Here is a 20,470-nt window from a genome sequence, read left to right on the forward strand (position 1 = left end):
CCATGTCCGACGAGATCATCTCCCACGAACCGGCCACCGGCGCGGTCCTCTGGCGCCATCCGGTCGGCGACGTCGATGCCGAAGTCGCCTGCGCCCGCGCCGGCTGGTCGAGCTGGGCCTCGAAACCGCTCGCCTTCCGGATCGAGACGATGCGGCGCTTCGCCAACATCGTCCGCCAGCGCAACGACGCGTTCACCGACCTGATCGCGCGCGAAACGGGCAAGCCGATCTGGGAAGCGCGCGGCGAAGTCGAGACGGTCATCGCCAAGGTCGACATCTCGGTCAGCGCCTATGCCGATCGCACCGCGCAACGCCGGCTCGAGGCGACGATGGGGACACGCATCGCCGTCCGCCACAAGCCGCACGGCGTGCTGGCGGTGCTCGGGCCGTATAACTTCCCGGCGCACCTGCCCAACGGCCACATCGTCCCCGCGCTGATCGCCGGCAATGCGGTGGTCTTCAAGCCATCCGAAAAGACCCCGGCGGTTGGCGCGTTCCTCGTCGAGTGCTTCCGCGCCTCTGGCGTGCCGGCCGAATGCATCCGCCTCGTCATCGGTGGCCCGAACGAAGGCAAGGCACTCGCCGCGCATCCCGATATCGACGGGCTGCTGTTCACCGGCTCGGCGCGCACCGGTCTCGCACTCAACCGCGCCTTCGCGGACAAGCCCGAGAAGATCCTCGCGCTCGAGATGGGCGGCAACAACCCAATCGTCGTCTGGGACACGCCCGACCTGCACACCGCGGCGGTGCTGATCATCCAGTCCGCCTTCACCACCGCGGGCCAGCGCTGTACCGCCGCGCGCCGCCTGATCGTCGACACCAGGCTCTACGACCCGCTGATCGCGACGCTCGACAAGATGGTCGGCCGGATCATCGTCGGCGAACCGCACGCGACCCCCTCCCCGTTCATGGGCCCGGTGATCGACAACGAAGCCGCTGACCAGCTCAGCGAGAGCTTCCTCGAACTGCTTACCCGGGGCGGCCGCGCGATCCGCCATCTCGAACGTCCGGTCGCGGACCTGCCGTTCCTGAAACCTGCGCTGATCGACGTCACCGACATCGCCGACCGCCCGGACATCGAGCTGTTCGGTCCAATCCTGCAAATCGTCCGCGTCGACGATTTCGACGCTGCGATCACCGAAGCGAACAACACGCGCTACGGCCTGTCTGCCTCGCTGATCAGCCAGACACCGGCGCTGTACGACCGCTTCTGGGCCAACATCCGCGCCGGCATCGTCAACTGGAACAAGCCGACCAATGGCGCTTCCAGCGGGGCTCCGTTCGGCGGGATCGGCTGGTCGGGCAACCACCGTCCGAGCGCCTATTACGCCGCGGACTACTGTGCCTACCCGGTCGTCAGCAGCGAATCCGAAAGCGCGCGTGCGTCGATCGGCATCGGCCTCAGCGACGGCTGACCGACCACGGAAAGCAATCCTACCCGCCGCCAAAGCATCATTCGGTTGCGGCGCAGCGTGTTGCCGCCCATCTCCGGTGACATGGCAAGTCTCCTAGACCCAACCGCGCGGGCGCGTCATCCTCGTCGGGGCGGGCCCGGGCGATCCCGGTCTTCTCACCGTCCGTGCGGTCGAGGCGCTGAAGACCGCCGACGTCGTCGTGCATGACGGTCTGATCGATCCGCGCGTGCTCGACATCGCGCCGCCGGGGGCACAGCGCATCTCGGTTGCCAAACAGCGCGCACGCCACACCCTGCCGCAGGAGGCGATCAACGCGCTGATCATCGCGCACGTGAAGACCGGCGCGATCGTCATCCGGCTCAAGGGCGGTGACCCGTTCGTATTCGGCCGCGGCGGTGAAGAGGTCGAAGCCGTCCGCGCCGCGGGCCTGCCCGTCGAAGTGATCCCTGGCGTTTCGGCCGCTCTCGGTTGCGCCGCGGAAGCGATGCTGCCGCTCACCCACCGCGATCATTCGAGCGCGGTCAGCTTCGTCGCGGGCCAGTGCAAGGGCCTTAGCGAGCAGAACTGGGCAGGACTCGCAGGCCAGGGGCGCACGCTGGTCATCTACATGGGCATCGCCACGGCGACCGACATCGCCGACAAGCTCATGGCCGACGGCGTCGCGCCCGACATGCCTGTCGCCGTACTCGAACGCGGCACGTTGCAGGGCTCGCGGGCGATCCGCACATTGCTTGCCGATCTCGGTGCGATGGTCGCGCGTGAGTCGGTCAAGAGCCCCGCGATCATCGTCGTCGGCGAAGTCGTCGAACTATCGGACGCCGAAGACAAACTCGCCCGCTGGGCCCGCGTAGCAGAGGACGCCGCCGCATGAAGCTGTTGACCGGAAACGACCTTCCCACCGGCGATGTCGTCTGGTGGACCGGCAACGGCTGGTCGCGCCACATCGAGGACGCGACAGACGTTGGTGTGGCAGGCGAGTCGATCCTCCAAGCGGAGGAAGGCGCCCGCCGCGTCAACGTCCCATACCTGATCGAGGCGACCCAGACCGACGAAGGCCCCCGCCCCGCCCACATCAAGGACCGCATCCGCGCTTTGGGCCCAACGATGCGGCCCGACTTGACCCTCAAACCCGTCGATCCGAACGCGGGGAGCTGGGTGATATGACTCACGCGAAGCCTGTCCTGAGCGAAGCCGAGGGGGCGCTAAGGCGCGAAGAGGTTCAAAACCAGAAGGTGTTTCACGCGGAGACGCGGAGACGCGGAGGTGTTGCGCTTGCCGCGCAGCGGCCTTCACACTCGCTGGCCGCGAAAGATTTATTGCCCGCTAACGCGGGACCTCCCCCTTCTTCTTTCTCCTCCGCGTCTCCGCGTCTCCGCGTGAACCCAATCTTCTTCGCGCCCCCTCGATTTCACTCGGGACAGGCGTTGCGCCTTCGCGTGAACCAAAACTTCTCCGGAACCCCGCATGTATAAATACGACGAATACGACCAGGCGATCGTCGACCAGCGCGTCGACGAGTTCCGCGATCAGGTCCGCCGCCGCCTCTCCGGCGAGCTGACCGAGGACCAGTTCAAGCCGTTGCGGCTGATGAACGGCCTGTATCTCCAACTGCATGCGTACATGCTGCGCGTTGCGGTCCCTTACGGCACTCTCGACGGCCGCCAGATGCGGATGCTCGGGCATATCGCGCGGAAGTACGATCGTGGTTACGGCCATTTCACCACGCGCCAGAACATCCAGTTCAACTGGATCCAGCTCGATCAGACCCCGGACATCCTCCAGGAGCTGGCGAGGGTCGAGATGCACGCCATCCAGACCAGCGGCAACTGCATCCGCAACATCAGCTCCGACCAGTTCGCCGGCGCCGCCGCGGACGAGGTCGCCGATCCGCGCCCCTGGGCCGAGCTGATCCGCCAATGGTCGACGTTCCATCCGGAATTCACCTACCTCCCGCGGAAATTCAAGATCTGCGTGATCGCGGCGGACGAGGATCGCGCGGCGATGCGCCTCCACGATATCGGCATCGGGCTGCACGTCCGCGACGGCGAACTCGGCGCCAAGATTTATGTCGGGGGTGGCATGGGCCGCACGCCGATGATCTCCCACGAGATCCGCGACTTCGTCCCCGCCGACGACCTGATGAGCTATCTCGAAGCGTGCCTGCGCGTCTACAATCGCTACGGCCGCCGCGACAACATCTACAAGGCGCGGATCAAGATCCTGCTCCACGAGATCGGCCCCGACGGATATCGCCGCCAGGTCGAGGAGGAATTCGCCGCGGTGAAGGGCCTCGGCCTCGATCCCCCACGGGCCGAGTTGGAGCGCATCACCAGCCACTTCGGCGCGCCTGATTTCGACGCCACCGCCTCGACCGATATTGACCGCAGCGACCCCGACTTCGCGGTCTGGCTCGACCAGAACGTCAAGGCGCACAAGCAGCCGGGCTATGCGATCGTCAACATCAGCCTGAAGCCAATCGGCGGCATCCCCGGCGACGCTTCGGCGGATCAGATCGACGTGATGGCCGATCTCGGCACGCGCTACAGCTTCGACGAACTGCGCGTCACGCATGCGCAGAACATCGTCCTGCCGCACGTCCGGATCGCCGACCTGCATGCGGTGTGGTCGGCGCTCAACGACGCCGGGCTCGCCGAAGCCAATCTCGACCTGATCAGCGATATCATCGCCTGCCCCGGTCTCGATTATTGCAGCCTCGCCAACGCGCGCTCGATCCCGCTCGCGCAGAAGATCGCGACGCGGTTCGGCAGCCTCGATCGCCAGCGCGATCTCGGCGAACTGAAGCTCAAGATCAGCGGCTGCATCAATGCGTGCGGGCACCACCATGCCGGCCACATCGGCATCCTCGGCGTCGACAAGAAGGGCACCGAGAATTACCAGCTCTCACTCGGTGGCTCGGGCGCGGAGGACGTGAGCCTCGCGAAGATCACCGGTCCCGGTTTCTCCGAGGACGGCGTGGTCGACGCGATCGAGCGCGTCACCGACCGGTACCTGCAGGTCCGCGACCCCGGTGAGCGCTTCCTCGATACCTACCGCCGCGTCGGCTTCGAGACGTTCAAGGAGGCGATCTATGGATAACCCGATCGTCACCCCAACGCCTCTGTCCATCACCCAAGCGCTTCTGTCCGTCACCCCAGCGAAAGCTGGGGTATCCGGGGGAACACGTCCGGCCCGAACCATGAGATCCCAGCTTTCGCTGGGATGACGGGAGTTTGGGCAAGCATGACGGGAGTTTTCGCATGAGCGACACCCTGCTCCGCTTCCGCGACGACGAGCCGCATGACGAGCCCGCAGTGACGCTCGATCTCGTTTATCGGCCAGAGCAACGCCGCCGCCGTGCGCCTGGAGGCAGGCGACGACGCGCGCGCGCTGTTGCCGCAGATCGACCAGCTTGCGCTGATTGAGGTGAGCTTCCCCGGCTACCGCGACGGGCGCGGCTATTCCTCCGCGCGGATTCTGCGCGAGGCAGGATACACGGGCGAACTGCGTGCGCAGGGCGACGTGCTGGTCGACCAGATTCCGCTGATGCGGCGCTGCGGGTTCGACAGCTTCGCGCCGCAGGCACCGATCGATATCGACGTGCTGCGCGCGAGTCTGGAGCGCTACGATACGCCGTACCAGAAGGCGGCCGACGGCGCGGTGCCGGTGTGGAAGCTGCGCCATGGGTGAGCCCGCGCGCCAACTCGACATGATCGACGTCACGCCGGCGTTCACGCGCGCCGATGCGATGGCGATGCAGGAGCGGTTCGAGGGCGTCTCTGCGCAGGAGATGCTGTTCGAGTTGCTGGTTGGCGAGTTGCGCGGTCGGATCGCGGCGGTGTCGTCGTTCGGCGCGGAGTCGGCGGTGCTGCTGCACATGGTCGCGCAGGTCGACGTCGACGTGCCTGTGGTGTTCACGAATACGCAGAAGATGTTCGGCGAGACCTTGGCGTATCGTGACGAACTGGCGGAGAAACTGGGGTTCACCGACCTGCGCGTGTTCCGGCCTGATCCGCGGTTGCTGGCGATCAAGGACAAGACGGGGTTGCGCTGGTCCTACGATCCGGATGGGTGCTGCGATCTGCGCAAGGTCGAGCCGTTGCGGCGGGCGTTGGCGCCGTTCGATGCCTGGATTTCGGGGCGGAAGGGGTTTCAGTCGGGGACTCGTACTGCTCTCCCCCGCTTCGAAGAGGACGAGGGCCGCCTCAAGATCAACCCGCTGGCGGATTGGGACAAGGCCAAGCTTGACGCATATTTCGCCGAGCATGAATTACCGCGGCACCCGCTGGAGGCGCAAGGCTATCTCTCGATCGGCTGCGCGCCGTGCACCACCAAGGTCGCCCCCGGCGAAGACCCGCGCGCAGGCCGCTGGCGCAGTTTCGACAAGGTCGAATGCGGTATCCATGCGCCCACCGACTACGACCCGATGATTTGAGCGCTGTCCCTCGCCCCTCCGGGGAGAGGGAGGGAGGAGCCGTAGGCGACGGAAGGGAGAGGGGAGTTGGGATGCGACGTCCCGAGCCACACTCCCTCTCCCTTCCCACGGCCAAGAAGCCGCGGGCCCCTTCCCTCTCCCCGGAGGGGCGAGGGACTCAGACACTCAATACTCGGCCAGATCCGAGAACTTGGTGATCGTAGGATCGAACTTCATCCGCACCTTGCCGGTCGCGCCGTGACGCTGCTTCGCGATGATCAGTTCCGCCAAGCCGTAAACCCGCTCCATCTCCGCCGCCCACGACGCATGGTCCTCGAAGATCTTCGAGCTGTCGCCTTCCGCCGGCCGCTTAGGCTCCTTCGACGCGACGTAATAATCCTCGCGGTACACGAACCAGACCATGTCGGCGTCCTGCTCGATCGATCCGGACTCACGAAGATCCGACAGCATCGGCGTCTTGTCCTCGCGCGATTCCACCGCACGCGACAGCTGCGACAGCGCGAGCACTGGCACGTTGAGGTCCTTCGCCAAGGTCTTCAGTCCGCGCGAAATCTCCGAGATTTCCTGGACGCGGTTGCCGTCCTTGCTCTTGCCGGAGCCCGACAGCAGCTGGAGGTAGTCGACCACCACCAAGCCAATCTCGTTGTTATGCCGGCGCTGCAACCGGCGCACGCGCGTATGCAGCGCGCCGATCGAGAGACCGCCGGTATCGTCGATGAACAGGGGCAAGTTCTCCAGCTCGGCAGCGGCGGCCGCCAACTGTGCAAACTCGGTCCGACTGATCTTACCCATGCGGAGCGATTCGGACGATATCTGCGACTGCTCGGCGAGAATACGCGTCGCGAGCTGATCCGCGGACATTTCCAGTGAGAAGAACGCGACCTTCGCGCCCACCGAATCCTTCGGTGCGATCCCGTCGGCCATGTCGCGCATCCAGCGCCGCGCGGCGTTAAACGCGATGTTCGTGGCGAGCGAGGTCTTGCCCATGCCCGGACGACCGGCGAGGATCATGAGATCGCTGTGATGCATGCCGCCGATCTTGGCGTTGATCGAGATCGATGCCGGTGGTGACGCCGGACAAATTGCCGCCAGAGTTCAGCGCGCGCTCGGCCATCTTGACCGCGGCGGTCGTCGCCTGCGCAAACGACTTCACCGTGTTCTCGGAACCACCATCCGCCGCGACCTTGAACAGCTCTTCTTCGGCAAGCTCGATCTGCGCGCGGATTGACCTCCTCGGAGGTGTCCATCGCGCGATCGACCAGCGTCCGGCCGACCGACACGAGCGCACGGAGCATCGCGAGGTCATAGATCTGCTGCGCAAACTGGCGCGCGCCGATCAGCCCCGCACCGCTGCCCGTGAGCCCTGCCAGATACGCCGGCCCGCCAAGCTCACGCATGCCCTCGTCCGCATCGAACATCGGCCGCAGCGTCACCGGCGTCACCAGCATGTCGTTGCCGCGCAGCGTCTTGATCGCCGCGAAGATCCGCCCGTGGACGGGTTCGAAGAAATGCCCCGGCTCCAGCTTGTCGACGAGATCGTCGGCGAGCCGGTTGTCGATCATCATCGCGCCGAGCATCGCGGCCTCGGCCTCGACGTTGCGGGGAAGCTGCTGCGGTTCGGGGACCGCGGGAACGGGGAATGCGAGAGTTGCCATCCCCTGCACCTACGCGATGGACGGGTCGTCGTCCAAGCTATCGCGCCGGAATGCTGGGGATAAGTGACAGGGCGAATGTCCCCCGCTATCGAACCGTGATGGCCGACCCGCGGATCATCGACGTGCAACTCGACGAGACCAGTCTCGGCTGGCGCTCGCCCGACGTCGAGCAGGAGCGGCGGATCGCGATCTTCGACCTGATCGAGGGCAATCACTTCGCCCCGCAGCGCGCCTATGCCGATGGCTATGCGGGGCCGTACAAGATCAAGCTTCAGTCGGAGGAAGGACGCCTCGGCATCCATATCCACCGTGAAGACGACACGCATCTCGAGACGCTGGTGCTCGCGCTCGGGCGCTTCCGCCGGCCGATCCGTGATTATTTCGCGATCTGCGACAGCTACTACCAGGCGATCCGGCAATCTTCCCCGCCCAGATCGAGACCGTCGACATGGCGCGCCGCGGCGTTCACAACGAAGCCGCCGAGCTGCTCAAGGAGCGGCTCGACGGCAAGATCGAGGTCGATTTCGACACCGCGCGACGGCTGTTCACGCTGATCTGCGTCCTTCACATCCGCAACTAGAAGACCCATGGCTCACGCACTTCTGAAATTCGCGGCCGCGCTCGCCGCAACCGGCTTCGTCGGCATCTGCGGCTGGACAGCCGCGACCGGCTGGCACCCCGACATCAAGCAATACCCGCTCCAGGGCATCGACCTCGCCGAAAACCCCGGTCCGGTCGAATGGGGCACGGTCCGCGCGCGTGGCGCCGACTTCGCGTACATCGTCGCGACCTCGGGTACCGACCAGCGCGATCCGACCTTCGAGGCGAACTGGGCGGCGCTTCCCGAGGCCGGGCTGCGTCGCGGCGCGGTCCATATCTATTCGTTGTGCCAACGCGCGGACGAACAGGCGAACGCGTTCAACACCTTCGTGCCGCGGACCTCGGACGCGTTGCCGACCGCGGTCGACATCGCGTTCCACGATGACTGCACCGCGAGGCCGGACCGCGCGACGCTGATCGCCGACATTGCGCAGTTCGTGACGATGGTCGAAACGCACACCCGCCAGCCGGTGATGCTGCGGATCAGCAAGGCGGTGGACTCGCAATACACGCTGTCGGACGCCGTCCCGCGGCCGCTATGGGCGGTGGAGAATATCTTCAAGCCCGACTACACCGCGCGACCTTGGCGGATGTGGCGCGCGAGCGATTTCCGCCGGATCGACGGGATCGAGGGACCGGTAAACTGGGACGTGGTAGCATCATGACCGAACACGCAATTCAACTCGTCGCCGCAGCACGTGACGCCGCGCGCAACGCGCACGCGCCCTATTCGCGGTTCGCCGTAGGGGCCGCGGTGCTGCTGAACGATGGCACCGTCATCACCGGCGCGAACTTCGAGAACGCCAGCTACGGCCTGTCGCTGTGCGCCGAAACGGTCGCAATCGCCACCGCCAGCGCCGCGGGCCGGCTCCGCGATATCGTCGCGATCGGCGTGATCGGCGGCGCGATGGACGCCGAGGGTCGCGCCACCGGCACCTCGCCGGTCAGCCCGTGCGGTCGCTGTCGCCAGGTCATCAACGAAGCCGCACAGATGGGCGGGCGCGACCTGCCCGTCCATTGCGGCGCCGCGGAAGGCGACGCGATCCGCACCTATACCGTATCGGAATTGCTGCCGGATGCATTCGGGCCGGCGGACCTGGGTATCAGCTGAAGCCTCGTCACCCGGACAGGTTCGGTACCCCTTTCAAACACATACAAGTCGGCGATCGTACGGCGCCCTTGTTCTCCCGCGAAGGCGGGAGCCCAGTCTGGATCCCCGCCTTCGCGGGGAAACAAAGCTTCCTTGTTCGAAAGGGATAGCCACCGACTGGTTCCGAGCTCAGCCGCGCCAGCTCGAACCTCGCTTCAGTAATTCCACTGCAACTGCGTACGGATCAAATTGCCGTCCGCCCGGCCCGAACGCCGCTCGTCCGCCTCGCGTCGCTCCATCCGTGCATAGGCGATCGTCAGCTCGATCGGCGGGGTCGGCTGAAATTCGATCCCGAGCTCGAACTCGTCGGTCTCGAGTCGCGGCGCGTTGGCCAGCGCCTTCCACCCGCCGCGGTAATATTGCCAGCGCGCATACGGCATGAACGGGCCGAGCGGCGATGTCTTCACTCGCCCCATCGTCTGGATATAACCGCCGTTCAGCCGCTTGGTCGTGATCGACTGCGACGTCGCATCATATTCGGGGCCCCGTCCCCAGTTCCATTCCGCCTGGAACCCGATCGGCTGCGGATACAGGATCGCGTGGACGCCGAACCGCTCGTCGGCGAACGCCGTATCGCTGACCCCGCCGGTCCGCAGTTCGGGCTGCACGCGGTTGCGGATCGCCGCTACGCCCGTTTCCAGCACCTGCCCCGCGAACGCGCTGCCGAAGCCGTCGAGCGCGAACGGCCATGTCGCCATCGCCACGGTCATCACGCCGTCGTTGGTTTCCGCGCGGCTGATGCCCTGTCCGTTATAGACGGCCACCCCGAACGCACCGTAATTGCCGAACAGCTTCTGGCCGTCGTCCTCGAGCCGGTCCCAGATCCGCTGCACCTGCGGCGGCGTATAGAAGGCGACGATGCCGAGGTCGCGCTCGCCGGGCACCGCACTGTTGATCCCATCACTGCGATCGAGCGTCAGGCGGTTCGACGAGGACTGCATGTTTTCCCAGCCGAACGGCACCTTCGATTGACCGAAGCGAAGCCGCACCGTGCGCCCCGCATCGAGGAAGGTGTCGACATACGCATCGCGGAGCTGCGCAAAGCCCTCACGACGCTCGCCCCCCGACTGGTTGCTCACGTTGACCGCGAAATCGGGCTGAAAATAGAACGACACCCGGTCGGTCAGATCGCCTTGCAGGACGAGGCGGACGCGACGCAGCGAGAAATTGCTGTTGTCGCCGAACGCGCCGTCATGGACCGATCGCAGCCGCGACTGCCCATCGGGGACGGTACGATCGCCCGACAGAATTTCGTTGAACCGCATCTGCGTATAGCCGCGCAGCGTGATGCGATCATACCACGCTTGCTTGCCCGCCGTCGGTCCAGCGGCAAGCTGCGGTGCCGGGCGAGGCTGTGCTTGTGGTACGGCTACAGGTGGCGGCGCGGTGTTAGCCAGGTCGGTCTCGGGCGCAGTGGTCGGCCGCGTCGCGCTGGCCGAGCTTGTCGTCGGCGCCTGCGCGGCCTTGAGTTCGGCGATCGTCGCCTTCAATTCGTCGATCTGGCGTTGCAGATCCTGCACCGTCTGCGCGGACGCCGGGTAGGGTAGCGTAAGCGTTCCGGCGATCGCGATCAGCAACCGGGACGAAAGATACAAGGAGCGCCGCCCAGTACCGATTGCCGCGCCATCGGGCGCGTGCACGACGCTCGCCGATACGCCGGAGGATGGCACACGACGCGCTGCGGTTCGCGATGCCTGATTCATGACATTTCCATGACGCCCCCATGACGATCCGGAAGATCGCGAGCAACGTCATTTTCGCGGCAAAATCGCGCAGGGGTGGCGAACGTGCCCTTGCCGCGGCCCGCTATCCAAGCGAAAGCGCACGGCGAAGAGGAGCTACCATGTCCGTGATGTCCGACCGCTGGATCCGCGAGCGCGCGCTGGGCGACGCGATGATCGAGCCATTCCATGAGGCACAGCGTCGCGATGGCTGCATCTCGTACGGGCTGTCGTCCTATGGCTATGACGCGCGCGTTGCCGACGAATTCAAGATCTTCACCAATGTCGACAGCGCGATCGTCGACCCCAAGGACTTTGCGGCGAACAGCTTCGTCGACCGCAAGACCGATGTCTGCATCATCCCGCCGAACAGCTTCGCGCTCGCCCGCACCGTCGAGTATTTCCGCGTGCCGCGCGACGTGCTGGTGATCTGCCTCGGCAAGTCGACCTATGCGCGCTGCGGGATCATCGTCAACGTGACTCCGCTCGAGCCCGAATGGGAGGGCCATGTGACGCTGGAGTTCTCCAACACCACGCCCTTGCCCGCGAAGATCTACGCGAACGAAGGCGCGTGCCAGTTCCTGTTCCTCAAGGGGAACGAGCCGTGCGAGGTGAGCTATGCCGACCGTGCGGGGAAATATATGGGACAACGCGGCGTGACCCTCCCACGGCTTTAGGGCTTGGCGGGAGGCGAGTGAGGCCGCGACGAGTTGAAACGTTGCCGTCGCTCGGGAGGGCAGAGTGCTTGGGTCCCCCCACGCGCGTCCGCATTACCTAAGACGCTGCGTCAAACACCTGAAGTGGCCGTCGTGGACGGATCCGCCTCACACACGCCCCCCCGGCGAAGGCCGGGGCCCAGGTGGGAAGGCCTCAATAACGAAGCGCGCCGATCAGTTGGCACCGTTCCCCAACTGGGCCCCGGCCTTCGCCGGGGTGGTGCCGTTATGATGTGCCCGACATGACCAGATCGGTCCTTCCCGTCGCCCAGCCGGAACTGACCGCAGACCGCACAGACGTCTTAGCCTCAACAACCTGCCCTGACCAACGAAGCGAAAACGTCGTAGAGTGGCCCAGGCATAACCGCGCATAGTTGCTGGCCGCGTCGATGCACGACCCGATACCGACTCCGCGCCCCTGACACACCAGCCAACCTTGTGTGCCAGAGAAGGGGGACCAGACTGGGCCTTCGCGGGCGAATAAGGAAGGGCGCGCCCTCCCAAATCACTGCCACGAGCAAAGCGTCAGCGAGTCGCGATCTGCTGCGTCTGCTGACCAAGCGCGCGGCTCGCAATGTCGTGCGACGACAGCACCGCACCCGATGGCAAATCCATCGCGACCGCGGGCCGTGCCAGCACCGCGGCATACAGCGCGCGTGCTTCCGACTCGCGGCCGGTCCGATGATACACCGAGGCCAGATTCAACATCAGCTCGGGACGCTGCGGAAAAATCTTCCGCTCGGCGACGATGCGCTGTTCCGCTGTCGAGAGATCACCAGCCGCGATCGCCGTGTAGCCGGTGCGATCAACGGTCGCGGACGGAGCCGCCAGCGCCGGCGCCGCTGCGCCGAGGGTTGCGAGAACGAACAGGACGGTCTTGCGCATCGCTCATCTCCATGGACCTTCGCCGATCCGAAGGTTTCATTTTTATGACAACGGTGTGTCACTTCGATGACTGTCATACAAGTACATTGATCAAGTCCTGCAAGAGCCCCGCAGATGCCCCCCGCGTATCCTCCCTCGCACAACGAAAAAGGGCGGCCCCGGAGGACCGCCCTTTGAAGTTCGATAGGTACGCGAGTCGACTTAGAAGTCGTTGCGATACTGCTCGTTGCCGATGAAGCCGAGCTTGGTGATCGAGGACCGCTTGATAACGGCCAGCGTGCGATCGACCACTTCATACTTCGACTGCGGATCGGGCTGGAAGTGGAGTTCGGGCTCGGGCGTCATGCCAGCGGACTGATCCAGATACTGGCGCAGCGTGACTTCGTCGACCGGCGAACCGTTCCATGCGACGACACCGGCGGGATCGATCGTGATCTTGTTCTTCTGCGGATCGACCGGGTTCTGCGGCTGGTTCTTGCTGTTGACCGGAAGGTCGACCTTCACCGCGTGCGTCTGAATGGGGATCGTGATGATGAACATGATGAGGAGAACGAGCAGGACGTCGATCAACGGCGTCATGTTCATTTCCATCATCGGCGCGCCATCTTCTTTGCCGCCGCTCATTGCCATCTTATACTACTCCTAAATACGTCCGAGCAACCTTCAGCGTTCGGCATCAACGTTCGGTGGTGCCGCCTGGAGGCGGTTCGGAGATGAAGCCGACGCGGGCGAACCCAGCCTGCTGCATCGTGTAGATCGTCGCGCCAATGCAGCGATACGGTGCGTTCACGTCGCCGCGGATGTGCGCCTCGGGCAATTCGAGACCAGCCGCGTTGACACCGCCCTGACGTGCGATCTCCGCCTTCAGCTTGTCGACGGCGCGCTGCAACAGCTCTTCGTGCGTGACCGGCGAAAGACCCCAGTACACCTGGCACTGGTTATTGGCCGACGTCACCGACAGCGAGACGTTCTCAGGCTTGGTCATCGTCGGATCGAACCGAACATCCGGCAGCTTCAGCTGCACTGCCTGGACCGCGACGGTCGTCGTCACCAGGAAGATGATCAGGAGCACGAGCATGACGTCGACCAGCGGCGTCGTATTGATGTCCGATATCGAACTCTCGGTGGAATCGCCACCAACACTCATCGCCATGTGCGAACTATCCTATCCATATAATCGCCACCGGAACCGCCGGCGGCAATGAAGCGGGGCCGCTGCGAACAGCAGGCCCCGCCTTTTGCACGTCTTAGTTGGCGCGCGGTACGCCACCGGTCTGGCCGGCGGTCGTGGTCGTCGTGGCAGGCTTCGTGACCGGCTTTGCGGTACCGGCGATCGACGGACGGACGGCACCGTTCGAAGCGAGGAAGCCGAGCACGTCGTTCGAGAAGGCCGACAGGTCTTCTGCGATCGACTTGTTGCGACGCTGCAGCCAGTTGTACGACAGCACGGCAGGAACCGCGACGACCAGACCGAGGGCGGTCATGATCAGCGCTTCACCGACCGGCCCTGCGACCTTGTCGATCGATGCCTGACCCGATGCACCGATCTTAACGAGTGCGCGGTAGATGCCGATAACCGTACCGAACAGACCGATGAACGGCGAAACCGAACCGACCGTCGCGAGGAAGGCGAGACCGCCACCCAGCTTCGAGTTGATCGCGGCTTCCGAACGCGCCAGCGAACCGTGCAGCCAGTCATGCGCCTCGACCGGATCGGTCAGCTTCGAATGCTGCTCCTGAGCAGCTAGGCCGTCGTCGACGATCTGCTTGTAGGCCGAGTTCTTCTCGAGCTTGGCCGAACCTTCGCGAAGGCTGTTCGACGACCAGAACGCCTGACGGACGCGCTTGCCCTGACCGATGATCTTCTGCTGCTCGAACAGCTTCGAGAACAGGATGTAGAACGAGACGACCGACATCAGCACGAGAATGCCGAACACGGTCTGCGAGATCAGACCGCCTTCGCGGAGTGCGGCTTGCAGGCCGTACGGGTTGGCGTCGGCTGCGGCGGGCCCTGCCGCTGCAAGAATGGTGGTGATCATGATCGGTTTAGTCCTCTGACTGAATTTTATCTGGTGCGGTTAGGGTAGGTGGGATCAATCCTCTGGAAGGACCCACCGGACGTTCAACTGGTACGACGAGGCGATCGGATTGCCGTTCTCGTCCTTGGCCGGGGTGAAGCGCACCCTTGCCTTGGAGATGCGGCACGTCGCGTCGTCGAGCGTCGTGTTGCCGCTGCCCGACGACACCGTACAGCCGGTCACGCGACCATCCGTACCGATCGTCAGCTTCGCGGACACGCGACCCTGCGCACCCTCACGCTGTGCCGATGGCGGATAGTTATCCGCACCGAAATACTGCGCCGGATTACCCTTCAGACCGGCAGCCTGCGACACCCTGGGCGCTGGCGGCGCTGCTGGCGGTGCCGGCGGCGCTGGAGGCGCTGGCGGAGCCGTCGGCTGGCTAAGCGGGATGATGTTCGACGTCTGCATGGCAGGCGCGGGCTGAGGCGTGACAACCACCGGCGGCGGCGTGACGACCGTAGTCGGCGGCGGCGGCAGGTTTGGCTGGTCAGGCGGCGGCGGCGGGGGCTCGTCGGGCGGAGGCGGCGGCGGCGGCGGCTCCACGTCGAACGTCGTCATCTTTTCTTGGGCCTTTTTCACGTACTGGTACGCGAGGCCCGTGACGAAAGCGTAGCCCAAGGCCGCATGAATCAGCGCGACGATCACGATCGCGACGATTTTGCCTCCGGACATCTTCTGGTCAGTATAGGCCATTCAGAAACGACACTCCCTTAATCTGCCTGCTCCGTACGCATGGTTCGTACTGAATACGCGACGCATACGTCTGCCGTTGGCCGGAATAACCACGGGGCAGTCGCCAAGTCCTATCGCCACGTCATGCGACACGCAAACGCTTTGTCAGACGCAACAAACGTACAATCGCAAGATGGCAGAATTATTTCTGTATCGTTCAGGCACGGTCGCGTAGCTTGCGGGCATGAATCCACTGTTTCCCGTTACGGCTTCGGCCCTCTCGCTGGCGCTCGTCGCGCTCCCCGTCCGCGCCGCGCAAGCGCCCGTAGCGCCGCAGGTTTCCGCCAGTAACGACGCCGTTTCGGGTGCTGCGATGCAACAGGATCCTGCCGGCGGCATCGGGTATGCCGACATCGCTGACCTCGTTTTGTCCGCGCCGATCATCGCCGACGCGACGGTGCGATCGACAAGTAAGATAAAAGCGGCCGAAGCGCCCAATCTCGCCCCGGGGCTTGTCCGACTATATGTCGAGGTGGACGTCACCGCGCTGGTTCGGGGGCGGACGGGTTGCCGCCACGAATCGGATATCTGCTTGACGTCATGCCCGATTCGGCGGGCCGCGTGCCCAAGTTCAAGAAGGCGCGCGTGCTGATCTTCGCACGACCGGTGGCGGGGGCGGTCAACCAGGTCCAGCTGGTCGCGCCCGACGCGCAACTTGATTGGACGCCCGCGTCGGATGCGCGCGCACGACGGATCGCCAAAGACGCGTTGGCGAGCGATGCACCGCCGGTCATCACCGGGGTCGGCAATGCCTTCCACGTCGCCGGCGCGCTGCCCGGCGAGGGCGAGACACAGATTTTCCTGACAACCGCGGATCAGCGTCCGGTGTCGCTCTCGATCCTGCGCCGCCCCGGCGAGCAGCCACGCTGGGCCGTTGCGCTGAGCGAGATCGTCGACGAGTCGGCTGCCCCCGCGCCCGAGACTCTGCTGTGGTACCGGATGGCATGCGCGTTGCCGCCGACCCTGCCCGAGCGGAGCACCACGTCGCTCGAGGCCGCCGATGCGACGATCGCACGCGAGGACTATGCGTTCGTGCTGGCCGCGCTCGGCCCATGCGGTCGCACGCGGAAGATCTAGGCGCCCCCATGATCCTCCCCGCACGCGGGGGGATCGTTCTGGATCAGCGCTGGCGGATCTCGATCACTTGCCCGGTGGTGGACTGTGCCGCTTCGAAAAAAGCGACCGCGGCATCCACATCGGCGGGCTCGGCCCCCGCGGTCTGCACCACCGCATTGACCCGAGTCGCAGGCGCCTGCTCGATCGCCAGCGGCCCGATCGCCGCCCGCGCCTGCGCCATCGCCAGCACGTCCGGCGTCGCGGCAATGACCACGACTCGCGAGTCGCCAATCGCCCCCCGCACCAGCGCGGCGACATCGTCGCCCGGCTCCAGCATCAGCCGCATGGCGTCAGCGGCGATGGCGGACGAGCGTCACGCCGATCGCCTCGTCCGCCTCGGCGATCGCCAGCTTCACGATCTTCACCTGCACGCGCAGCACCCGCGAATCCTGCAGGAACAGCGTCTCGCAGATGTGATCCGCAACGCCCTCGATCAGCGTGAAGTGCACGCCGACCGGCAGCGCGGTGGTCGCCGCGTTCTTGAGATCGAGGTAATTCTTCGAGGCGGACAACGGCGTGTCCGGGTCGAACCGTTTGGGGCACACCATATCCACGGTGAGCGAAATCCGCAGCGGCTGCGGCAGGTGAGTCTCCTCCGAATAGATGCCGGTCAGGACCTGCACTTCGAGATCGTGGACTTCGAGTTGAAGACTGTCTTCCATCGCCGCGCCTCTAGCAGACGCACGCCGAGATGAAAGTCGGCTCTTCGAAGCGTCGTGCGAAGGCCGATCCACCAATCCTCCCCGCCAGGGGAAGGTGGCGCCGGAGGCGTCGGAGGGCGAGGCGGCGATAACCGGTGGTACCTGCCCTCCCCCTCCGTCCGGCCAGGCGTGATCGCCGACGGCCGGTTATCCTTGCGTTCAGCCTCGCCAAGGCTAAAGCGCGCTGCCCCACCGACCAGGTGCCGTCCAGGCTCGGACGCACTAGGGGCAGGAGATGCCGGTGATCACTCTCGTCCTCCTCGACAGCATCGACTCGACCGCAGTCGAGTTCCTGCTCGACCGCGCGTTCGGGCCCGATCGGTTCGCGCGCACCGCCTACACGATCCGCGGTGCCGGCAAGGCGATCGCCGCGCTCAGCTTCGCCGCGATCGAGGACGGCGTGCTGGTCGGCTCGATCCAGTGCTGGCCGATCGCGCTGGTCGACGATACCCGCCAGATCCCGCTCGTCATGGTCGGCCCGGTCGCGGTCGAGCCGACGCATCAGGGCGACGGCATCGGCCGGCGGTTGATGGCGCGCGCGCTCGACGCCGCCGCGGCGACCGGCTTCGACGATGCGCTGATGCTGATCGGCGATCCCGACTATTACGGCCGCTTCTTCGGCTTCACCGCCGAGCGTACCGCACGCTGGGACGCACCCGGTCCAGTCGAACGTCACCGCCTGCTCGCGCGCGGCGATGCGGTGCCGGACGGCACCGGCATGCTGGGGCCCCGCGTGCTTGTCACCGCATCGGTATAACGCGTGCCGGTCACCGCATCTGCATAAGGCGCCGCTTTACCTCGGCCCCCTGCCCGCCTAGTCCGCCGCCATGCCCATGGATCCCATTCCCGATATCGCCTCGCTCAGCCTCGCCGAGATCGCCAAGCTCGTCGAAGAGGCCAAATTGCCGCCGGTCGAGAAATGGAACCCGACGCACTGCGGCGACAGCGAGATGCGGATCGCGCGTGACGGCACCTGGTATCATCAGGGCTCGCCGATCGGGCGTCCGGCGATGGTCCGGCTGTTCTCGACGATCCTGCGTCGTGAGGCCGATGGCAGCCACGTCCTCGTCACCCCGGTCGAAAAGCTCGATATCGAGGTCGAGGACGCGCCGTTCATCGCGGTCGAAATGAAGGCCGAGGGCAGCGGTCGGGACTCGAAGCTCGCCTTCCGGCTCAACACCGGCGACCTCGTCACCGCAGGCCCCGAGCATCCGTTGCGCTTCGTCGAGGATACAGCCGATGGCGATGGCGGCCCGCGACCCTACCTCGCCGTCCGCGGTGGGATGGAGGCGCTGGTGGTCCGCTCGGTCTATTACGACCTCGCCGAGCGCGCGATCGCCGATGGGGAAACGCCCGCCGGTCTGTGGAGCGATGGCGCGTTCTTTCCGCTGGAGCCCGCCGCATGAGCCTGACGGAACGGTTGGCGGCGGCACTGGCCAAGGGCGCCGGATCGCACATGATCCTGCTCACCGGCGACCAGCATGACGGCGATCTCACCGCCGCCGACACGCTGCTCCCCGCGGCGGTGCTGATCGCGGTCACCGATCGCGCCGATCCCGGCGTGATCCTGACGCAGCGCACCGACACGATGAGCCGCCATCCCGGCCAGATCGCATTCCCCGGCGGCCGGATCGATCCCGGCGAGGACGTCGTCACCGCCGCGCTGCGCGAGGCGGAGGAGGAAATCGCACTCCCCCGCGACAGGGTGCAGGTGATCGGCGAGGCCGACAGCTACCGCACCGTCACCGGCTTCCAGGTAACGCCCGTCATCGGCATCATCCCGCCGGACCTGATCTTCACGCCGAGCGAGGCGGAGGTCGCCAGCGTCTTCGAAGTCCCGCTCGCGTTCCTTCTCGACGAGGCGAACCATGTCGAGGCGACGCTCGAATGGCAGGGCCATGACCGGCATTATTACGAGATCATGTGGAACGAGCGCCGCATCTGGGGTGCGACCGCGGCGATGATCGTCAACCTCGCCCGCCGCCTGAGGTGGTCTTGATCCTCCCGTCCGCGCCGTGGCGCGACCGTGACGGCCTTGCAGCACTGACCAAGGTTCTGGGTGCGGCAGAGGGCGAGTCGCGCTTCGTCGGCGGCGCCGTGCGCGATACGCTGCTCGGGATCGACGTCGCCGATGTCGACATCGCCACCCGCCTGCCCCCGCAGGAGGTGATCGAGCGTCTCCAGGACGCGCGGATCAAGGCGGTCCCGACCGGACTCGCGCACGGTACGATCACCGCGGTCACCGCCGCCGGGCCGGTCGAGGTGACGACGCTGCGCCGCGACGTCTCGACCGACGGTCGCCACGCGATCATAGCCTATACCGACGACTGGCGCGAAGACGCGGCGCGGCGCGACTTCACGATGAACGCGCTCTACGCCGATCCCGCGACCGGCGAGATCTTCGATTATTTCGGCGGGCTCGACGATCTCGCGGCACGACGCGTGCGCTTCATCGGCGACCCGTTGCAGCGGATCGCCGAGGATCACCTCCGCATCCTCCGCTTCTTCCGGTTCCACGCGCGCTTCGGCACCATCATCGACAAAGCCGGGCTCGACGCCTGCACCGCGCGCGCCAACGACCTGATGGCGCTCTCCCGCGAACGGATTGCGAGCGAAGTGCTCAAACTGCTGGTCGCCGCCAATGCCGTGCCGGTCGTCGTGCTGATGGTAGAGCGCGGCATTTTCCGCGCCGTCCTCCCCGAGATCGACGCCGCCGGAGCCGAACGTCTCGCCCTCCTAGCCGACCGCGAAGCCGCGGCCGGGATCGCCCCCGACCCGATCCGCCGCCTCGCCATGACGATCGCGCCCGCGGCGGCCGAAGCCGTCGGCGCGCGGCTAAAGCTATCGAACACCGACCGCAAACGCCTGATCGCCGCCACCGCCGGCCCCGGCGAGGAGGGCCCCCAGGCGCTCGCCTATCGCGCAGGCACGGCCGGCGCGATCGATCGGCTACTGATCGCGGGCGACGACGTGGCCGCGATCAAGGACTGGACACCACCCGCATTCCCGTTCTCGGGCGGTGCCCTGGTCGAACGCGGCCTGCGCAAGGGTCCGGATGTCGCGGCGATGCTGCGCAGGGTCGAGACACAGTGGATCGTCGAAGGCTTCCCCGACGCGGCACGGGTCGCCGTGATCGCCGACGAAATGGTGGCAGCGGCGCTGAACTAGCGCGGCAGACCTGCCGGATCCGCAATCCTCCCCCTGGCGGGGGAGGATCGTGGGGGTGTGGACCAAGTATTCCACCCGCTTCACCGCAGCGCCCCGCC

General features: G+C 65.8%; 20 protein-coding genes and 4 pseudogenes. 15 read left to right on the plus strand and 9 right to left on the minus strand.

The window, feature by feature from the left end:
• The first annotated feature begins 2 nt into the window (after positions 1 to 2).
• The 6 genes and pseudogenes from astD (at position 3) to QP181_RS10150 (ending at position 5,847) form a co-directional block, all read left to right on the plus strand.
• The gene (gene astD, locus QP181_RS10125) at positions 3 to 1,415 is read left to right on the plus strand and encodes a succinylglutamate-semialdehyde dehydrogenase (protein WP_333928434.1); all 1,413 of its coding nucleotides are present in this window, start codon (positions 3 to 5) and stop codon (positions 1,413 to 1,415) included.
• Positions 1,416 to 1,496: 81 nt separating this feature from the next.
• Positions 1,497 to 2,286 (plus strand): annotated as a pseudogene (gene cobA, locus QP181_RS10130) (uroporphyrinogen-III C-methyltransferase).
• A complete protein-coding gene (locus tag QP181_RS10135) occupies positions 2,283 to 2,579 on the plus strand; it encodes a DUF2849 domain-containing protein (RefSeq protein WP_333928435.1) in 297 nt (98 codons plus the stop codon). The pseudogene cobA and the gene QP181_RS10135 overlap by 4 nt, the downstream one beginning before the upstream one ends.
• Before the next feature lie 300 nt (positions 2,580 to 2,879).
• A complete protein-coding gene (locus tag QP181_RS10140; RefSeq protein WP_333928436.1) occupies positions 2,880 to 4,511 on the plus strand; it encodes a nitrite/sulfite reductase in 1,632 nt (543 codons plus the stop codon).
• Positions 4,512 to 4,672: 161 nt separating this feature from the next.
• Positions 4,673 to 5,102 (plus strand): annotated as a pseudogene (locus QP181_RS10145) (DUF934 domain-containing protein).
• The gene (locus tag QP181_RS10150; protein ID WP_060527031.1) at positions 5,095 to 5,847 is read left to right on the plus strand and encodes a phosphoadenylyl-sulfate reductase; all 753 of its coding nucleotides are present in this window, start codon (positions 5,095 to 5,097) and stop codon (positions 5,845 to 5,847) included. The pseudogene QP181_RS10145 and the gene QP181_RS10150 overlap by 8 nt, the downstream one beginning before the upstream one ends.
• Before the next feature lie 165 nt (positions 5,848 to 6,012).
• Here QP181_RS10150 and QP181_RS10155 read toward each other — a convergent pair.
• Positions 6,013 to 7,502, minus strand: a pseudogene (locus QP181_RS10155) (replicative DNA helicase).
• A 98-nt stretch (positions 7,503 to 7,600) separates the two neighbouring features.
• On the opposite strand from QP181_RS10155, the pseudogene QP181_RS10160 reads away from it, so the two are divergent.
• The 3 genes and pseudogenes from QP181_RS10160 (at position 7,601) to cdd (ending at position 9,213) form a co-directional block, all read left to right on the plus strand.
• A pseudogene (locus tag QP181_RS10160) lies at positions 7,601 to 8,082 on the plus strand (UPF0262 family protein).
• A gap of 7 nt (positions 8,083 to 8,089) precedes the next feature.
• Entirely contained in the window at positions 8,090 to 8,767 is a 678-nt protein-coding gene (locus QP181_RS10165) for a glycoside hydrolase family 25 protein (protein ID WP_333928437.1), read from the plus strand.
• Complete coding sequence (gene cdd, locus QP181_RS10170; protein WP_333928438.1) at positions 8,764 to 9,213, plus strand: cytidine deaminase; 450 nt, start codon at positions 8,764 to 8,766, stop codon at positions 9,211 to 9,213. The genes QP181_RS10165 and cdd overlap by 4 nt, the downstream gene beginning before the upstream one ends.
• A gap of 194 nt (positions 9,214 to 9,407) precedes the next feature.
• Here cdd and QP181_RS10175 read toward each other — a convergent pair whose 3' ends face one another.
• Positions 9,408 to 10,955: a porin gene (locus QP181_RS10175; protein ID WP_333928439.1), complete on the minus strand. Its 1,548-nt coding sequence runs from the start codon at positions 10,953 to 10,955 to the stop codon at positions 9,408 to 9,410.
• A gap of 140 nt (positions 10,956 to 11,095) precedes the next feature.
• Between QP181_RS10175 and dcd the strand changes: the two genes are divergently transcribed.
• Positions 11,096 to 11,650 (plus strand): dCTP deaminase, encoded by a 555-nt coding sequence (dcd, locus tag QP181_RS10180; protein ID WP_055878967.1) that lies wholly within the window; start codon positions 11,096 to 11,098, stop codon positions 11,648 to 11,650.
• A gap of 564 nt (positions 11,651 to 12,214) precedes the next feature.
• On the opposite strand, the gene QP181_RS10185 is transcribed toward dcd, so the two are convergent.
• The 5 genes from QP181_RS10185 to QP181_RS10205 form a co-directional block, all read right to left on the minus strand.
• Positions 12,215 to 12,574: a tetratricopeptide repeat protein gene (locus QP181_RS10185; protein ID WP_333928440.1), complete on the minus strand. Its 360-nt coding sequence runs from the start codon at positions 12,572 to 12,574 to the stop codon at positions 12,215 to 12,217.
• A 201-nt stretch (positions 12,575 to 12,775) separates the two neighbouring features.
• Entirely contained in the window at positions 12,776 to 13,204 is a 429-nt protein-coding gene (locus tag QP181_RS10190) for an ExbD/TolR family protein (RefSeq protein WP_165886455.1), read from the minus strand.
• A gap of 46 nt (positions 13,205 to 13,250) precedes the next feature.
• Positions 13,251 to 13,727 carry an ExbD/TolR family protein gene (locus QP181_RS10195; RefSeq protein ID WP_132735542.1) on the minus strand — a complete coding sequence of 159 codons (477 nt, stop codon included), beginning with the start codon at positions 13,725 to 13,727 and terminating at the stop codon, positions 13,251 to 13,253.
• A 94-nt stretch (positions 13,728 to 13,821) separates the two neighbouring features.
• Positions 13,822 to 14,613 carry a MotA/TolQ/ExbB proton channel family protein gene (locus tag QP181_RS10200; protein ID WP_333928441.1) on the minus strand — a complete coding sequence of 264 codons (792 nt, stop codon included), beginning with the start codon at positions 14,611 to 14,613 and terminating at the stop codon, positions 13,822 to 13,824.
• A gap of 54 nt (positions 14,614 to 14,667) precedes the next feature.
• Positions 14,668 to 15,327: an energy transducer TonB gene (locus QP181_RS10205; protein ID WP_443027536.1), complete on the minus strand. Its 660-nt coding sequence runs from the start codon at positions 15,325 to 15,327 to the stop codon at positions 14,668 to 14,670.
• Positions 15,328 to 15,927: 600 nt separating this feature from the next.
• Here QP181_RS10205 and QP181_RS10210 point away from each other — a divergent pair.
• Positions 15,928 to 16,464, plus strand: coding sequence for a hypothetical protein (locus QP181_RS10210; RefSeq protein ID WP_333928442.1), 537 nt, complete (start codon positions 15,928 to 15,930; stop codon positions 16,462 to 16,464).
• Positions 16,465 to 16,507: 43 nt separating this feature from the next.
• On the opposite strand, the gene QP181_RS10215 is transcribed toward QP181_RS10210, so the two are convergent.
• A complete protein-coding gene (locus QP181_RS10215) occupies positions 16,508 to 16,789 on the minus strand; it encodes a Rossmann fold domain-containing protein (protein ID WP_333928443.1) in 282 nt (93 codons plus the stop codon).
• A 4-nt stretch (positions 16,790 to 16,793) separates the two neighbouring features.
• Positions 16,794 to 17,165 carry a dihydroneopterin aldolase gene (locus QP181_RS10220; protein ID WP_132895302.1) on the minus strand — a complete coding sequence of 124 codons (372 nt, stop codon included), beginning with the start codon at positions 17,163 to 17,165 and terminating at the stop codon, positions 16,794 to 16,796.
• A gap of 280 nt (positions 17,166 to 17,445) precedes the next feature.
• Between QP181_RS10220 and QP181_RS10225 the strand changes: the two genes are divergently transcribed.
• The 4 genes from QP181_RS10225 (at position 17,446) to QP181_RS10240 (ending at position 20,372) form a co-directional block, all read left to right on the plus strand.
• On the plus strand, positions 17,446 to 17,961 hold the full coding sequence (locus QP181_RS10225; RefSeq protein ID WP_333928444.1) for a GNAT family N-acetyltransferase: 516 nt from the start codon (positions 17,446 to 17,448) through the stop codon (positions 17,959 to 17,961).
• A gap of 70 nt (positions 17,962 to 18,031) precedes the next feature.
• A complete protein-coding gene (locus QP181_RS10230) occupies positions 18,032 to 18,610 on the plus strand; it encodes a DUF1285 domain-containing protein (RefSeq protein WP_132895303.1) in 579 nt (192 codons plus the stop codon).
• Positions 18,607 to 19,203, plus strand: a complete 597-nt coding sequence (locus tag QP181_RS10235) for a CoA pyrophosphatase (protein WP_132735565.1) — start codon at positions 18,607 to 18,609, stop codon at positions 19,201 to 19,203. Before QP181_RS10230 ends, QP181_RS10235 begins: the two co-directional genes overlap by 4 nt.
• Positions 19,194 to 20,372 carry a CCA tRNA nucleotidyltransferase gene (locus tag QP181_RS10240; protein ID WP_333928445.1) on the plus strand — a complete coding sequence of 393 codons (1,179 nt, stop codon included), beginning with the start codon at positions 19,194 to 19,196 and terminating at the stop codon, positions 20,370 to 20,372. The genes QP181_RS10235 and QP181_RS10240 overlap by 10 nt, the downstream gene beginning before the upstream one ends.
• The last annotated feature ends 98 nt before the right edge of the window (positions 20,373 to 20,470 follow it).

It is taken from the genome of Sphingomonas sp. LR55 (assembly GCF_036856015.1).
In the GTDB taxonomy this organism is placed as follows: Bacteria; Pseudomonadota; Alphaproteobacteria; order Sphingomonadales; family Sphingomonadaceae; genus Sphingomonas.

What these genes read in the sequence shown, in the direction of transcription:
- astD (WP_333928434.1), top strand. Translation starts at nt 3, where the DNA reads ATGTCCGACGAGATCATCTCCCACGAACCGGCCACCGGCGCGGTCCTC.
- QP181_RS10135 (WP_333928435.1), top strand. Translation starts at nt 2,283, where the DNA reads ATGAAGCTGTTGACCGGAAACGACCTTCCCACCGGCGATGTCGTCTGG.
- QP181_RS10140 (WP_333928436.1), top strand. Translation starts at nt 2,880, where the DNA reads ATGTATAAATACGACGAATACGACCAGGCGATCGTCGACCAGCGCGTC.
- QP181_RS10150 (WP_060527031.1), top strand. Translation starts at nt 5,095, where the DNA reads ATGGGTGAGCCCGCGCGCCAACTCGACATGATCGACGTCACGCCGGCG.
- QP181_RS10165 (WP_333928437.1), top strand. Translation starts at nt 8,090, where the DNA reads ATGGCTCACGCACTTCTGAAATTCGCGGCCGCGCTCGCCGCAACCGGC.
- cdd (WP_333928438.1), top strand. Translation starts at nt 8,764, where the DNA reads ATGACCGAACACGCAATTCAACTCGTCGCCGCAGCACGTGACGCCGCG.
- QP181_RS10175 (WP_333928439.1), bottom strand. Translation starts at nt 10,955, where the DNA reads ATGAATCAGGCATCGCGAACCGCAGCGCGTCGTGTGCCATCCTCCGGC.
- dcd (WP_055878967.1), top strand. Translation starts at nt 11,096, where the DNA reads ATGTCCGTGATGTCCGACCGCTGGATCCGCGAGCGCGCGCTGGGCGAC.
- QP181_RS10185 (WP_333928440.1), bottom strand. Translation starts at nt 12,574, where the DNA reads ATGCGCAAGACCGTCCTGTTCGTTCTCGCAACCCTCGGCGCAGCGGCG.
- QP181_RS10190 (WP_165886455.1), bottom strand. Translation starts at nt 13,204, where the DNA reads ATGGCAATGAGCGGCGGCAAAGAAGATGGCGCGCCGATGATGGAAATG.
- QP181_RS10195 (WP_132735542.1), bottom strand. Translation starts at nt 13,727, where the DNA reads ATGGCGATGAGTGTTGGTGGCGATTCCACCGAGAGTTCGATATCGGAC.
- QP181_RS10200 (WP_333928441.1), bottom strand. Translation starts at nt 14,613, where the DNA reads ATGATCACCACCATTCTTGCAGCGGCAGGGCCCGCCGCAGCCGACGCC.
- QP181_RS10205 (WP_443027536.1), bottom strand. Translation starts at nt 15,327, where the DNA reads ATGTCCGGAGGCAAAATCGTCGCGATCGTGATCGTCGCGCTGATTCAT.
- QP181_RS10210 (WP_333928442.1), top strand. Translation starts at nt 15,928, where the DNA reads ATGCCCGATTCGGCGGGCCGCGTGCCCAAGTTCAAGAAGGCGCGCGTG.
- QP181_RS10215 (WP_333928443.1), bottom strand. Translation starts at nt 16,789, where the DNA reads ATGCGGCTGATGCTGGAGCCGGGCGACGATGTCGCCGCGCTGGTGCGG.
- QP181_RS10220 (WP_132895302.1), bottom strand. Translation starts at nt 17,165, where the DNA reads ATGGAAGACAGTCTTCAACTCGAAGTCCACGATCTCGAAGTGCAGGTC.
- QP181_RS10230 (WP_132895303.1), top strand. Translation starts at nt 18,032, where the DNA reads ATGCCCATGGATCCCATTCCCGATATCGCCTCGCTCAGCCTCGCCGAG.
- QP181_RS10235 (WP_132735565.1), top strand. Translation starts at nt 18,607, where the DNA reads ATGAGCCTGACGGAACGGTTGGCGGCGGCACTGGCCAAGGGCGCCGGA.